We start from the raw sequence: 14,881 nt of genomic DNA, 5'->3' as shown, positions 1-14,881 counted from the left end.
AGATATCATGTTGCTTAACAAAATAAAAAAAGCAAATGACATAAAGAATATTCCAGATAATCGTTTAGATGAGCTTGCTCTGGAGATCAGAGAATTTTTGATAGATAAGATCAGTCATACAGGTGGACACCTGGCATCCAATCTGGGTGCTGTGGAGCTTACCATGGCACTTCATTTAGAGCTTAATCTTCCGGAGGATAAAATAATCTGGGATGTGGGACATCAGTCTTATACCCACAAGGTTCTGACAGGACGTAAGGAAGGCTTTGATACACTGAGAAAGTTCGGTGGTCTTAGCGGATTCCCCAAGAGAGCAGAGTCAGATTGCGACTGCTTTGATACAGGCCACAGTTCTACAAGTATTTCTGCAGGACTTGGAATGGTAAGAGCAAGGCAGCTTTCCGGTGAAAAATACACTGTTGTATCTGTAATAGGTGACGGTTCACTTACCGGCGGACTTGCATATGAAGCGCTTAATAACGCTGCTAAGCTTGATACCAACTACATTATTATTCTTAATGATAATGAAATGTCCATATCAGAGAATGTAGGCGGAATGGCCAGATACCTGAATGTGGTACGTACCAATGAAGGTTATCTTAACCTGCGTGATGATATTTATAATTCACTTAAGAATTCTAGTCCCAAGATGGTAGATGGAATCAGACGTGCAAAGAACAGCTTTAAGCAGCTCTTTGTACCGGGAATGGTTTTTGAGAATCTTGGAATAACATATCTTGGACCTATCGACGGACATAATATCACACAGCTTCGCGCAGCAATTCGTGAAGCCAAGAAGGTCCGCAAGGCTGTTCTTATTCATGTGGTTACCAAAAAGGGTAAGGGCTTTGGACCTGCAGAAAAACACCCTGCAAGGTTCCATGGAACAGAGCCTTTCCTTCCTCAGAATGGTATTCCCAGAAAGCCCAGGACTACTGCCAACTATCAGGATATTTTCAGCACTGTTATGTGCAAGATAGGTGAACGTGAGCCCAAGGCAGTTGCCATAACTGCGGCTATGGCTGACGGAACAGGACTTAAGAGATTCAGAAATATGTATCCCGACAGATTTTTTGATGCGGGTATAGCAGAGGAGCATGCAGTAACCTTTGCTGCCGGACTTGCTGTTGGAGGATATCATCCAATTTTTGCAGTATACAGTTCCTTCCTTCAGAGGGCCTACGATCAGGTCATGATGGATGTGTGTCTGCAGAATCTCCCTGTTACCTTTGCGATAGACAGGGCAGGACTTGTAGGAAGTGATGGCGAGACCCATCAGGGCGTTTTTGATCTCTCGTATCTGTCCACAATGCCTAATATGCATGTAATGGCACCCAAGAATAAATGGGAGCTTTCGGATATGATGAAGTTTGCCATAAGATTTGACGGACCGACAGCCATCAGATATCCAAGAGGTACTGCATACGATGGACTTAAGGATTTCAGAGCACCTATTGAGATGGGCAAAGCAGAGCCTATCTACGAAGAGAGCGATATTTTACTTCTTCCTGTTGGAAGCATGGTTAAGGTTGCAGAGGGTGTCAGAGATATCCTTAAAGAAAACGGATATAACTGCTCGCTTACCAATGCGAGATTTGTAAAGCCCTTTGATGAGGAATACGTCAGAGAAGCTTCAGGTAACCATAAGCTTATAGTTACGATGGAAGAAAACGTTGAGACAGGAGGCTTTGGCGAGCAGGTGAGAGCCTTTGTAGCAAAGGAAAAGCTTCCTGCATACACGATGTGTATTGCAGTTCCGGATCGTTTCGTAACTCATGGTTCCTGCGATGAGCTTTTTGCACAGCTTGGAATTGATGCGGATTCCGTGGCTGAGAAGATAATGGAGTACACGAAAAACAATGCCTAAAGAAAGACTGGATGTGATTCTGGTTTCAAGAGGCCTTGCAGCTTCCCGTGAGAAGGCAAAAGCTGTCATTATGGCAGGTGATGTTTTTGTAAACGGCCAGCGTGAGGATAAACCCGGAACTGCATTTGATGAATCAAAAATTACATCTATAGATGTTAAGAGTAAGGAATTGGCCTACGTCAGCAGAGGTGGCCTTAAGCTTGAGAAAGCCATGAAGAGTTTTGATCTTAAGCTGGACGGATTTGTCTGTATGGATATAGGCGCATCCACAGGCGGTTTCACAGACTGTATGCTTCAAAACGGAGCATCTAAGGTTTATTCAGTGGATGTGGGGCATGGTCAGCTGGCATGGAAGCTCAGATCAGACGAGCGAGTTGTCTGCATGGAGAAAACCAATTTCAGATATCTTGTTCGTGATGATATAGATGATGATCTTGATTTTGCTTCTGTGGATGTTTCATTTATATCACTTACCAAAATTCTGATTCCTGCAAGAAAGCTTCTTAAGGATGGCGGCGAAATGGTTTGTCTCATTAAACCACAGTTTGAAGCGGGCAAGGATAAGGTTGGTAAGAAGGGCGTTGTAAGAGAACCCGAGATACACAGAGAAGTTATTGAGAGAGTAATTGATTTTGCGGATATCATTGGCTTTAAGATTTTGAATCTTGATTTTTCACCGGTTAGGGGACCGGAGGGAAATATTGAATATCTGCTTTATATCAGGAAGGATGCTGACAGAAATGATGAAGTGGCTGAGATAAATGAGGGCACAGGACTTCATTTACTTTCTGATACAGAGGCTGCAGGTAATGGCTATTCCAAAGAAGCTGAAATGGAAAAGCTAATAAGGGAGACAGTGGAAAAAGCACACGGGGAGCTGTGAGCATGAAGCATTTTTTCATAATTACCAATACGAGTAAGGATCCGGAATTAGCGGAGACTTACAGGATAAAAGATTATCTTGAAGAGCACGGCGCGGAGGTGACTCTTGCCGAGCAGGTTATGGTATCTTCCGATGACGAGAAAAAACCAAGGTTTACGTCGGATGTGCCTGATGATGCAGAGGTCTGCGTGGTTCTTGGCGGTGACGGCACTATGCTGCAGGCAGCGGCCAATGTCATCGACAAAGGCATACCTTTGATCGGAGTTAATCTTGGAACGATTGGGTATCTTGCAGAAGTCGATATAGACGATGCAAGAAATGCTATGGATAAGCTTCTTGCAGATGATTTTGAGATAGAGAAGCGTATGATGCTAAAGGGCGTTTTGCAACAGGGTGAAGATGCCGGTAAAGTGAACCATGCGCTTAATGATATTGTCATAGCCAGATGTTCGTCTATTCAGGTCTTGAATTTCAATATTTTCGTAAATGATATGCCGCTAACCCAGTATCAGGCGGATGGCATAATTCTGTCCTCCCCGACAGGTTCAACGGGATATAATATGTCTGCCGGTGGCCCCATCGTGGATCCCAGTGCACAGATTCTTTTGCTGACACCAATATGTTCCCATTCCATAGGAGCCAGGACCATAGTTTTGTCAGAGCACGACAAGGTTACGGTTGAAATAGGCGAGGGACGCGGAGGCGCTGATCAGATAGTTGAAGCGACTCTTGATGGCAGCAACAGGAAAATAATGAAAAGCGGTGACAGGATAGATATCTGTACATCGGATAAAGTAACCAAGATAGTAAAGCTCAGCAGTGAGAGTTTTCTCAACACACTAAGGAAAAAATTGGTATGAAAAAGAAAAGACACGAAAAGCTTATTGAAATGATTCAGAACAACGTTATCGAGACTCAGGAGCAGATGGCTGATATGCTTCGTGCTGAGGGGTTTGACGTAACGCAGGCCACAGTTTCAAGGGATATAAGAGAGCTGCGCCTTACCAAGAGGTCAACACCTGACGGAAAGCATAAGTATGTAATTATTCAGGACGTTGCCGGCATGAATGACAAGTACACTGATGTACTGAAGGCCGGATTTTTAAGCATGGACAGTGCCCAGAACATTCTGGTTATAAGAACTGTCTCAGGAATGGCTATGGCAGTTGCGGCTGCACTTGATGCCATGGAATTTGAAGAAGTAGTTGGATGTATAGCTGGTGATGACACCATTATGGCAGCGATTCGTACAAATGATGATGTTCAGATAGTGATGAACAGATTGAACGACTTGCTAAGCCCATTTTCCCAAGCCCGGAGAAGCAGGGGAAAGGATTAACTTATGTTATACAGTTTACACGTAAAAAATCTTGCACTTATAAATGAGCAGGAGATTGAATTCAGGAAGGGTCTCAACATAATGAGTGGTGAGACCGGAGCAGGTAAGTCCGTGATCATCGGCAGCGTGAATCTTGCGCTGGGTGGAAAAGCGGACAGCAACATGATAAGAACGGGAGCAGATTATGCTCTTATTGAGCTGACCTTTGGAATAGATGATGAGGTACAGCTTCAGAGACTTAAAGAGCTGGATATTCCTGTGGAGGATGATGGAACTCTTATCCTTCAAAGAAAGATAATGGAGGGAAGAAGTGTCTGCAAGGCAGGCGGTGAGACCGTAAGTGCAAGGCAGCTTAGAGAGCTTTCAGATATCCTTATCAATATCCACGGACAGAATGACAACCAGGTTCTTTTAAGTAAAAAGAAGCATTTGCAGATTCTCGATGAGTATGCAGGTGAAAAGCTCTCCGCATTAAAAGAAAAATGTGCTGCAGCTTACAGAGACTGGAAGGATGTTCAAAAAGAACTTGATGAGACCAATCTCGATGAGAGGGAGAGGTCAAGAGAGCAGGATCTTGCAAGCTTTGAATTCAATGAGATTGAAAGTGCTAATCTAAAGCCCGGTGAGGACGAGACTTTAGAGAATGACTATCGCAGGATGGTGAATTCTCAGAAAATCGCTGAGGCAGCAGGTGTTGCTGCGGAGATGACGGGAGCAGGAGACAGTGACGACAGCGCCAGCTACCAGATAGGAAGAGCAGTAAGAGAGCTTTCATCAGTTAGCAACTATGATAAGGCAGTTGATGATCTGTTGGCGCAGCTTCTTGATATCGATAATCTTTTATCGGATTTTAGACACAACCTTTCATCCTACATAAGCGACCTTGAGTTTGATGCAGAAGCTTTTGCAGAGACAGAGGAAAGGCTTAATACTGTAAATCATCTTAAGGATAAATACGGCGGATCAATTGAGGCCGTTCTTAAATACCGCGATGAAAAGGAAGAAGAGTTAAGAAAACTCGAAGATCTCGGTGCATATCGAGAGAAGCTTCTTGCAGATGAAAAGAAGCTCTATGAAGAAGTTCTTGGATTATGTGCGGATATTTCCGCAGTAAGAAAAGAGAATGCGCTTAAGCTTTCACAGCTCCTAAGGAAGGCTTTGGAGGACCTTAATTTTATAGATGTGAGGTTCGAGATAGCTGTGGATTCTTCTGATGAGCGTATTTCAGCAGAGGGTTATGATGATGTGGAATTCATGATATCAACTAACCCCGGTGAAGCCCTCAGACCGCTTAGTAACGTAGCCAGTGGCGGTGAGCTTTCCAGAATCATGTTGGCCCTTAAGACAGTAGTATCTGAGAAAAATGAGATAGATACTCTTATTTTTGATGAGATAGATGCCGGAATCAGCGGACACACTGCATGGAAGGTATCAGAGAAGCTTGGCAGGTTATCACTTGACCATCAGATTATCTGTATCACACATCTTCCGCAGATTGCAGCTATGGCTGACTCTCATTTTGAGATCAGAAAAGAACTGGCAGATGAGAACGGACAGGAGAGAACTGTCACCAAGATAACCGAGCTCTCAGATGATGAGAGAGTATCAGAGCTTGCAAGAATGCTTGGCGGCGCTGAGATTACAGATACTGCTCTTGAAAATGCAAGAGATATGATTAAACAGGCAGGTAACGTTAAGGAGACAAAATGACACTTGACTATGATGACCTTTTAAACAGCATAATGAGTAGTCTTGATCGTACTAGACAGGTCGATGTAAAGGATATTCCCAACATCGATCTGTATATGGATCAGCTTCTTACTTTTATGGATGACAGTCTCCACAAATCTGTGAGGCGTCCCGGTGCAGATAAGATTCTCACCAAGACCATGATCAATAACTATGCTAAGAATGATCTTTTGCCGCCTCCTGTGAAAAAGAAGTATTCCAAGGATCACATAATCATTCTGATTTTTATCTATTATTACAAGAGCATTTTGTCCATAAATGACATTCATACGCTGCTTAAGCCTATGAGAGACCGCTTTGGCGATACCGATAAGGAAGTGAATCTGAAGGATATTTATCAGATGATCTACGATGAGCAGGATGATATAATCGATAATCTTAAAAAGGATATTGAGAAAAAATACAAGGTTGCAATTGATGATACTTTTCCGGATGCTCCTGAGGATGAAAGAGCAGAGCTTCAGCTTCTGAATTTCATCTCTATGCTTTCCTACGATGTTTTCATGAAAAAGCTTCTCATCGAGACTATGCTTGATCATGTGGAGAGTGTATGCATGAACAAGACAGATACCAAAGGTGGGAAAGAGAGCAGGAAAAAGAAGAAATAGAGGAATTTCGTTTTAGATGAGTATATACGATACGCTTAACAGTGAACAGAAAAAAGCAGTTCTGCAGACGGACGGACCGGTCCTCATCCTGGCAGGTGCGGGATCAGGTAAAACCAGGGTTCTTACGCACAGAATTGCTTATTTAATTGATGAATGCGGAGTTAATCCCTGGAACATTCTCGCCATTACCTTCACCAATAAGGCAGCAGGGGAGATGAGAGACAGAGTAGACAATATTGTTGGCTTTGGCTCTGAGAGTATATGGGTTTCAACTTTTCATTCAACCTGTGTAAGAATACTTAGACGTCACGCAGACAAGCTGGGTTATCAGAATAATTTTACAATCTATGATACCGATGACTCCAAGTCTGTTATGAAGGATATCTGTAAGAGATATCAGCTTGAAACTATGCAGCTTAAGCTGAGGGCTATTCAGACGGCTATTTCCCATGCAAAGGATAACTGCATTGATGCAAATGAATACGCCCTTGCATCCGGTGATGATTTTAGAAAAATGAAGATAGCCAAGGCATATATAGAGTATGAGAATACCCTTAAGAAAAACAATGCCATGGATTTTGATGATCTTCTTCTCAACACGGTTAAGCTTTTTAAGAATGAGCCTGAGGTACTTGAATACTATCAGGAAAGATTCCGTTACATCATGGTGGATGAGTATCAGGATACCAACAACGTGCAGTTCGAGTTCATAAGACTTCTTGCTGACAGGTATAAGAACCTTTGCGTTGTGGGTGATGATGATCAGAGTATCTACAGATTCAGGGGTGCAAATATCAGGAATATCCTTGATTTCGAGAAGGTTTATCCTGATGCCTGCGTGATTAAATTGGAGCAGAACTACAGATCAACACAGAGTATTTTGGATGCAGCAAATAATGTCATCAGGAACAACTATGGACGTAAGGAAAAAGCTCTCTGGACCGACGAAGGAAAAGGCGAGCTTGTAAGATTAAAGCAGGTAAATACTGCGCCTGAAGAAGCTGATTTTGTGGCCTCCGAGGTTTTAAAGCTTAAGAAATCAGGTAAGGCAGATTATAAAGATATTGCGGTATTGTACAGAACAAATGCGCAGTCAAGACTTTTGGAAGAGCGTTTTGTCTATGAGGGAATCCCATACGACCTTGTGGGCGGCGTGAATTTCTACGGAAGACGAGAGATTAAGGATATGCTTGCATACCTTAAGACTATAGATTCAGGTGCTGATGATCTCTCTGCAAGGCGAATAATCAATGTGCCAAAGAGGGGCATCGGAGCAACAAGTATTGCCCATGTTCAGGATTATGCGGATAAGATAAACATCAGCTTTTTACGTGCCTGCGATGAGGCGGAGCTTATTCCGGGACTAAATAAGACAGCTGTAGCCAAGTGCAAGGCTTTTGCAGAGATGATAAGAGTTTTCAGAGCTTTTGCAAAAGAGGCAAGACTTGATCAGCTTTTGCAGCATGTGATCCAGGAGATAAATTACGTTGACTATCTTCGTTCAATAGATGAGGATGAGTCCACAGAGGAAAACGACCGCGAGAGAAACGTGGACGAACTTATTTCCAAGATGGCTGCATATGAAGATAAAGAGGATGAGCCTACACTTACAGGATTCCTTGAAGAGGTGGCACTGGTTGCAGATATCGATAACGTATCTGATGAGGATGACAAGGTTCTCCTCATGACTCTTCACAGTGCAAAGGGTCTGGAGTTTGATAATGTATATCTCACCGGCATGGAGGAGAATGTATTTCCAAGCTACATGACACTTATGAATGAGGATTCCGATCCCGACGGTGTCGAAGAGGAGAGACGACTTGCTTACGTTGGTATTACAAGAGCCAAGAAGCATCTTACTCTTACCTGCGCAAAGAGCAGAATGAACAAGGGACAGGTTCAGTACAATCGAATCAGCAGATTTGTCACTGAGATTCCAAGAGAGCTTTTGGATGATATAAGTAATTCCGGAGTTAATCAGTATCTTTATGATGGCGGCGAATCAATTGATGACGATGATGATATCGATGTTACAACAGGTACTCTTTTCAAAAAGAAGATGAACTTCTCAAGCGGGACAGGATATAATACCTCATCACCGCTTCAAAGAAGTGCATATTCAGGAACCACGGCTGCTACCGGGAAGCCAACTGCAAGAGCAGCAGCTAAGCCGGCGCTAAAGAGAGCAGTTCCAAAGGATAAGCCATTTATCGCGGGAGCAGCAACATCACACAGTAATGCCCTTAGCGGCAAGGGCGGACTTGCAGCACTCAGCAAGGGAATGCCTGCGGGAACAGAGCCTGATTACGGTGTTGGCGACAGAGTAGAGCACATCAAATTTGGCAAGGGTGTTGTTAAGGATATCGTGAAAGAGCCAAGGGACTATAAGGTGACAATAGATTTTGACGACTATGGTCAGAAGATAATGTTTGCTGCTTTTGCCAAGCTTAAGAAGCTGTGATTTTGAAGGGCGATTATATACGTAAATCAGTTTGTTTATCATGAGCTTTGCAAGAATTAAAAAAGTATTAATACTTTGGTTTTTCGTGGAAACAGCACGGTTTGTCGTGTACAATGAAATAGGAGTGGTTTGGCGTTTTGGAAACGGAAACCATTCAAAAATAAAAATAATTGAAAGGGGTTTGTTATGGAAAGAAACAAAATTGATGAACTTTTGGAGTTTACCAGAATCAACGAGCTGATGGAGAAGAAAGAGGCAGCTAACGCTAAGAAGCCTTCAAACATCATTCTCTGGTGCCTGGCAGTTTTTGGAGCAATCGCAGCTGTTGCGACCATAGCATACCTGGTATTTGACTATATGATACCGGAATACGACGATGACTATGATTATGACGATGACGACTTTGATGATTTTGATGACGACTTCGTGGATTTGGATCTTGAGAAATGAAACGTAAAGACATCATAACCGGAAAAATATCGCGAGTGGAATTTCCCAACAAGGGAATTCTTGAAACACCTGACGGGAAGATCGTTGTAAAAAACGCACTTCCCGGTCAGCGCGTTTCATGCGTGATAACAAAAGCCAGAAACGGCAGATTTGAAGCCAGGCTTTTGGAAGTGTTGGAAGAAGCTGGGGACGCCATAGAAAGTCCATGCATCCATTTTGGAAAATGTGGCGGCTGCAGTTATCTTACTATGCCCTATGTAAAGGAGCTGGGACTTAAGGAGCAGCAGGTAAGACGAATTCTCAATCCTATTTTGGAAAAGCAGAAAAAGAGCTACACCTGGGAAGGAATTAAGACCAGTCCCGTTAAATTTGCATATCGCAACAAAATGGAATTTACTTTTGGAGACGAGGAGCTGAACGGACCCCTCGCTCTTGGCATGCACAAAAGAAACAGCATGTATGACATAGTAAGTGTCACCGGCTGCAGAATTGTGGATGATGACTATAATCACATCTTAAGTGCTACGCTCTCATTTTTCGGAGACATGTACAAAGATGGCAAGATTACTTACTATCACAGAATGAAGCAGGTGGGTTATTTAAGACACCTCCTTGTAAGAAAAGCCGTAAGAACCGGTGAGATTCTTGTTGATATCATTACAACTACTCAGGAAGATCATGATCTTTCTGCGTACAGTGATATGCTTCTTACCCTAGACTTAAAGGGCAGAATAGTTGGAATATTGCATACTGTAAATGATGCAAAAGCTGACGCTGTCATTGACGAAGGCACGTCTATTCTGTATGGGCAGGATTATTTCTACGAAGAGCTGCTTGGTCTTCGTTTTAGAATTACTCCTTTCTCATTTTTCCAGACTAATTCTCTTAGTGCCGAAGTACTCTACGGCACGGTCAGAGAATACATCGACGGACTGTATCACAACACAAATGAAGATCCGGGCGATAAGGTAATCTATGACCTCTATTGCGGAACCGGAACCATAGCACAGATAGTTGCACCAATTGCCAACAAGGTAATCGGTGTTGAAATAGTTGAAGAAGCTGTTAACGCAGCCAAAGAAAACGCTGCAAGGAACAACCTTCAGGATTGCGAATTCATAGCAGGCGATGTCCTCAAGGTTCTTGACGAGATCGAAACAAGACCTGATCTCATCATCCTTGATCCTCCAAGAGACGGCATCAACGCCAAGGCTCTCGCCAAGATAATCGCTTACGGTGTAGACCACATGATCTATGTCAGCTGCAAACCTACATCTCTTGCCAGAGACCTAGAGCAGCTCGCAGAGGGTGGATATTATGTACAGCGCGCTGTGGCTGTGGACCAGTTCCCCTGGACAAATCATGTGGAGACGGTAGTATTGCTGACAAAGACAACCGCATAACCATGCGGATTTGAGGCAGTTTTACAAGGGAACAAATCAACAAAAATCGAAGCAAAAATTATGTACTTATGGCGGACAATGAAGCTAAGGGGATATGGAAAAATACATATCTGCGGACGCTTCTGTTGTACGCTGATAAGATAGAATTTGAATATGTACGCCAATATGTAGGAATGAAGTCCGCCGAGAGGTTAGGACGGAAATGGTAGATATTGGCGGACGGATAATGAGCTAAAACCTGTAGGCATTGTCTACAGGTTTTGTTTTACTAAAGCGTAAACTAAAATGGTTTACAAGTTAAATATGCATGCTGAGATTAGTGGTTGTTGCATTTTTTGCAACAACCATTTTGTACATTTGTAAAAATGATATAGTTCCGATGATAGGCGAAATGATGCTATAATATCATAAGATATACGGAAATAATGAGACTTCATTTATTAGGTGAACAAAAATGCTAAGAATATTTTTTGGTGAAAAAGAAGATGTAATGCATGGACCATCATGGTTCAGATTCAATTATGATGAAGAATGGCTGGCAGATCCTTTTGTGGAAGAGATGATGACTGATATAGATAAGTCACATTATAAGGGAGGACAGCTGATAGAAAGTGATGTTTTAGGACCAATTCCACCAGAGAAACTATCCGGTGGATTGCAAACTCTGATTTGCATTTATAAAAGACCTGATCTTGTTTTTAATGCCACAAGCTGTGGCGAAAACTGTGCAAAATGGCTTGCAGAGATTGGCAGAAGAGAGGATATCACCATTAATCTTAGGTATTATATGCCCTTTGATGATTGCAACGATATAGAGATTGAAATTCTTAATGATAATATCAAAGTAACAAATGCCAAGGATTATATGCATGAAGCATTAAAATATGTTTGATGACTAGGAAGTATTTTATATATGAAGAATAAACATCATGTAGTTGTTGAATCAAAACGACTAAAATATGAATTTGATATAAAGAGGAATATTACTGTTATTCAAGGCGATAGCGCTTCTGGAAAGACTACTCTTTTGGATCTATTGGGGACGCATTCTAGATATGGAAAAGAGAGTGGCATTAGTGTACAGTCAGATGTTCCTTGCGTGGTATTTGGTGGAGATGCTAGTCTTTGGAAGACTATTTTGGAAGCTTATCAAGATAGCATAGTGTTTATAGATGAAGATTATCCATTTATATATTCCAAAGATTTTGCAGAGTTGGTACAGGCTTCTTCAAATTATTTTGTTTTGATTACAAGACAGCCTCTATATAATCTGCCGTATAGTGTTCAGGAAATCTACGGCATCAGAACAACAGGTAAATACCACTATCCAGAGCAAGTTTATCATGAGTTTTACAGAATTTATGATGATTCAAATGAAACACTGGATAAAGAAGTTCTAGTGTTGGTAGAAGACTCAAAGTCGGGATATCAGTTCTTTTCTAAGGCATGCAAACAAGGCGAGTGTGTGAGTGTAGAAGGAAACTCACAGTTTGTTGGAAAAATCGAGAACGCCGAAGAAAATAAGAAAGTGGTTGTAATTGCTGATGGAGCAGCCTTTGGTGCCTATGTTGCCAAGGTCACTACTATAGCAAAAAGTAGAAAAGATGTAATGCTATATTTCCCAGAGTCATTCGAATGGCTAATTCTCAAATCAGGAGTAATTGGAATTAAGGACTTGGATGATATACTTGCTGAGCCTGAGAAATATATTGAAAGCAGGGAGTTCCTTAGCTGGGAGAGATATTTCACTGATCTGCTTATGACAGCAACTGCTGATGATAGCATTAAGAAATATGATAAGAGCCAGTTAAAGCCTTATTATATTGAAGGCAAAAACAAAGATGCTATTATCGCTGTTTTACCTGAAGAGTTAAGAAAAATCATGGGGTAAATAGGACTTATTTGTCCGCTATTTCTTAACCCCTTTACCGCAAACTATGTAAAAAGGGGTGAACATACCAAAGCCTAGTATCTATGCAGTATGTTTAAATTGTATGCAGTAGTACCGCATGTGGAGACGGTAGTATTGCTGACAAAGGCTGAACACACTTAAATAGAAAAACACAAGTGGCTTAACGGTGCGCTTTGTGGCTAACGTTAAAAGATGTTAGCAGGCAGAGTGGCACCGTTATTTTTATGCCATTTTAAAAGTGTAGGGAAACTGAACTATGAGTAGGTTGAGACGGTGGTACTCCACGAAAACAAAAGTGAATACAGTTTAACGATAGGAAATGCTAATGTTATAATAAAAACTGATAATAACTAAGGAGGGAATCCGGTAGTGAATATAAATAGCATCAATGTTAATAAGTATCCTGTATCACAAATGTTTGATCCTGATTCAAAAGTGATATTTGAAATACCTAAATACCAGCGTGAATATACATGGGGACTAGAGAGTGGGAAGCACTGTTTGATGACATTACAGAAAATGATTATGGTTATTTTTTAGGATCAATTATTTGCATAAATTCAGCTACAGATGCAATAAATGCTCCTAAATTTGAGGTTGTGGATGGGCAACAAAGACTTACTACTTTGAGCTTGTTCCTTGCATCGTTGTACACAATTTTAAATGATTATAAAAATGATCTGGACGAGGATCAGCTATCTGACATTCTTCAACTTAAGAGGAAAATTGTGCTCAAGAAGACTCAGTCAGATATAAGGGTGGTTCCCCAGGTGCAAGGCAGCAATCGCGATGATTATCTTGGACTATTGTCAAAAATAGGTCTTATTCCAAAACGTCCAATACCAAAGTTTTCTGGATTAAGAAGGATAGAGAAGTAAAACATGAAGAAAAGGATTAATAGAAAAGAATTTAATGATTTTAAAGCTTTAATACAAAGGGATCTAAACTCGGATGAATATCCCTTTGTTGTAACTGTTCAAAAAAATAAAATTGTTGCCAGGTGGAAAACGCAGCAAATCTCGGAAGAAACTGACAACAGGGACACCGGTTCCTTTTATGTGACATATATACTTAGCAGAGACAAAACGTTTTGCGGCGGTGAAACCTTGCTTGTCAAAGATACTTATAAGCCGCCATTGTCCACGGAGACCAGAGCTGTTTTTTCACTCTCTACACCGAAGAATTTGCCTTGGAGAAAAAGAATCGATCATAAGGATTGGGCGAATATTGGATTTGATGAGGACAAACTCCTTTCCATCATTGAACATTATCTGAGAGATCACGGTTTTGCATATCTCCCGGGAATATGGAATCACAAACGCTTAAGCTGGGAAGAGGGATTTTTGTTTCGCATTGCCGGTATTATTTTTCTATTCGTAGGCATTTTTTTGCTAGTGGGATTTTTGAATAGCTCAATGATCAGTGATTGCTTACGAGTAGAGGCTTTTTTCGCAGCAGCTATTTTCCTTCTTTTGTTTGCGACGCTGCTACCATTGATCATGATCATAATTGGAGTCCTGATGTCTCTGATTGGATTTGGCAAAATGGAATTCTATGACCTCAGGCCGGAAGTGGGCATCAAGTTGGTTTTAGGTATCATTATAGTATCCTGGTCAGTGATATTTGCATTGACTATTTCAAATTGAAGGATGTGACGATCATATGTATATCTCTCGGAGGGTACCTTGCACCCAGAGCCGCAGCTTTTGACAAGATCACGCAGGATATGCAGGATAAATGCGAAGAAATTTTGTAGCAACGAATGATCAGATCATCTTCTGCATTTTGGGGCCCATAGGGGATTGGATAAAAAGTCTTGCCTGAGTTCGTAATTGTAGAAATATATGATAGTAAGATATACCGGAAGTTAATCGCACAAATTCTTTAGGTTAGAATCGCTGTAAGGTCAAACGAAAAAGCAGCTTGAATTATAACAATAACTGCCCTTTCGTTTGATCTTATTGCGATTTAACCTAATTGAACAAAGTAAGCGTCCGTGGAGCCTATACATATGGGGTTTCAATTCCTGGAGCTTACCAGTTTTACTGCCTAATTAGATAATAGCATACCTTATGTCTTTTGTTTTTTATATTTTAGGGTATCAGAAATAAACCTCCCATATGCGAGGTTTTTGTAAGTATTATTCCTGTATATCAACAAAGTAACGGTTTCTGTCTATGATGATCAATCACTTTTCCGCCACAATGCT

Annotated in this window: 13 protein-coding genes; all 13 read left to right on the top strand. The window is 41.4% G+C overall.

Annotated elements, in window-relative coordinates; genetic code table 11:
• Window positions 1-7 precede the first annotated feature (7 nt).
• Entirely contained in the window at window positions 8-1,867 is a 1,860-nt protein-coding gene (gene dxs, locus G603_RS0103115) for a 1-deoxy-D-xylulose-5-phosphate synthase (protein ID WP_026669296.1), read from the top strand.
• Window positions 1,860-2,750: a TlyA family RNA methyltransferase gene (locus G603_RS0103110; protein WP_026669295.1), complete on the top strand. Its 891-nt coding sequence runs from the start codon at window positions 1,860-1,862 to the stop codon at window positions 2,748-2,750. The genes dxs and G603_RS0103110 overlap by 8 nt, the downstream gene beginning before the upstream one ends.
• Window positions 2,751-2,752: 2 nt before the next feature.
• Window positions 2,753-3,610, top strand: coding sequence for an NAD(+)/NADH kinase (locus G603_RS0103105; protein ID WP_026669294.1), 858 nt, complete (start codon window positions 2,753-2,755; stop codon window positions 3,608-3,610).
• Window positions 3,607-4,089: an arginine repressor gene (gene argR, locus G603_RS19015; RefSeq protein WP_051198028.1), complete on the top strand. Its 483-nt coding sequence runs from the start codon at window positions 3,607-3,609 to the stop codon at window positions 4,087-4,089. The genes G603_RS0103105 and argR overlap by 4 nt, the downstream gene beginning before the upstream one ends.
• Before the next feature lie 3 nt (window positions 4,090-4,092).
• On the top strand, window positions 4,093-5,799 hold the full coding sequence (recN, locus tag G603_RS0103095) for a DNA repair protein RecN (protein ID WP_026669293.1): 1,707 nt from the start codon (window positions 4,093-4,095) through the stop codon (window positions 5,797-5,799).
• Complete coding sequence (locus tag G603_RS0103090; RefSeq protein WP_026669292.1) at window positions 5,796-6,446, top strand: DUF1836 domain-containing protein; 651 nt, start codon at window positions 5,796-5,798, stop codon at window positions 6,444-6,446. The genes recN and G603_RS0103090 overlap by 4 nt, the downstream gene beginning before the upstream one ends.
• 16 nt (window positions 6,447-6,462) lie before the next feature.
• A complete protein-coding gene (locus G603_RS0103085; protein WP_026669291.1) occupies window positions 6,463-8,907 on the top strand; it encodes an ATP-dependent helicase in 2,445 nt (814 codons plus the stop codon).
• Window positions 8,908-9,093: 186 nt separating this feature from the next.
• The gene (locus G603_RS0103080) at window positions 9,094-9,357 is read left to right on the top strand and encodes a hypothetical protein (protein WP_026525355.1); all 264 of its coding nucleotides are present in this window, start codon (window positions 9,094-9,096) and stop codon (window positions 9,355-9,357) included.
• Entirely contained in the window at window positions 9,354-10,760 is a 1,407-nt protein-coding gene (rlmD, locus tag G603_RS0103075; protein WP_026669290.1) for a 23S rRNA (uracil(1939)-C(5))-methyltransferase RlmD, read from the top strand. The genes G603_RS0103080 and rlmD overlap by 4 nt, the downstream gene beginning before the upstream one ends.
• Window positions 10,761-11,214: 454 nt before the next feature.
• Window positions 11,215-11,652, top strand: a complete 438-nt coding sequence (locus tag G603_RS0103070; RefSeq protein WP_022775851.1) for a DUF4869 domain-containing protein — start codon at window positions 11,215-11,217, stop codon at window positions 11,650-11,652.
• A gap of 21 nt (window positions 11,653-11,673) precedes the next feature.
• Window positions 11,674-12,651 carry a hypothetical protein gene (locus G603_RS0103065; protein WP_026669289.1) on the top strand — a complete coding sequence of 326 codons (978 nt, stop codon included), beginning with the start codon at window positions 11,674-11,676 and terminating at the stop codon, window positions 12,649-12,651.
• A 494-nt stretch (window positions 12,652-13,145) separates the two neighbouring features.
• The gene (locus tag G603_RS0103060; protein WP_026669288.1) at window positions 13,146-13,550 is read left to right on the top strand and encodes a DUF262 domain-containing protein; all 405 of its coding nucleotides are present in this window, start codon (window positions 13,146-13,148) and stop codon (window positions 13,548-13,550) included.
• A 3-nt stretch (window positions 13,551-13,553) separates the two neighbouring features.
• On the top strand, window positions 13,554-14,318 hold the full coding sequence (locus G603_RS0103055; protein WP_026669287.1) for a hypothetical protein: 765 nt from the start codon (window positions 13,554-13,556) through the stop codon (window positions 14,316-14,318).
• Window positions 14,319-14,881: the final 563 nt, after the last annotated feature.

This window comes from Butyrivibrio sp. AE3006 (assembly GCF_000424165.1).
In the GTDB taxonomy this organism is placed as follows: Bacteria; Bacillota; Clostridia; order Lachnospirales; family Lachnospiraceae; genus Butyrivibrio.
The sequence above is the reverse complement of the archived record's forward strand: the minus strand, read 5'-3'. Positions and strand labels throughout refer to the sequence as shown.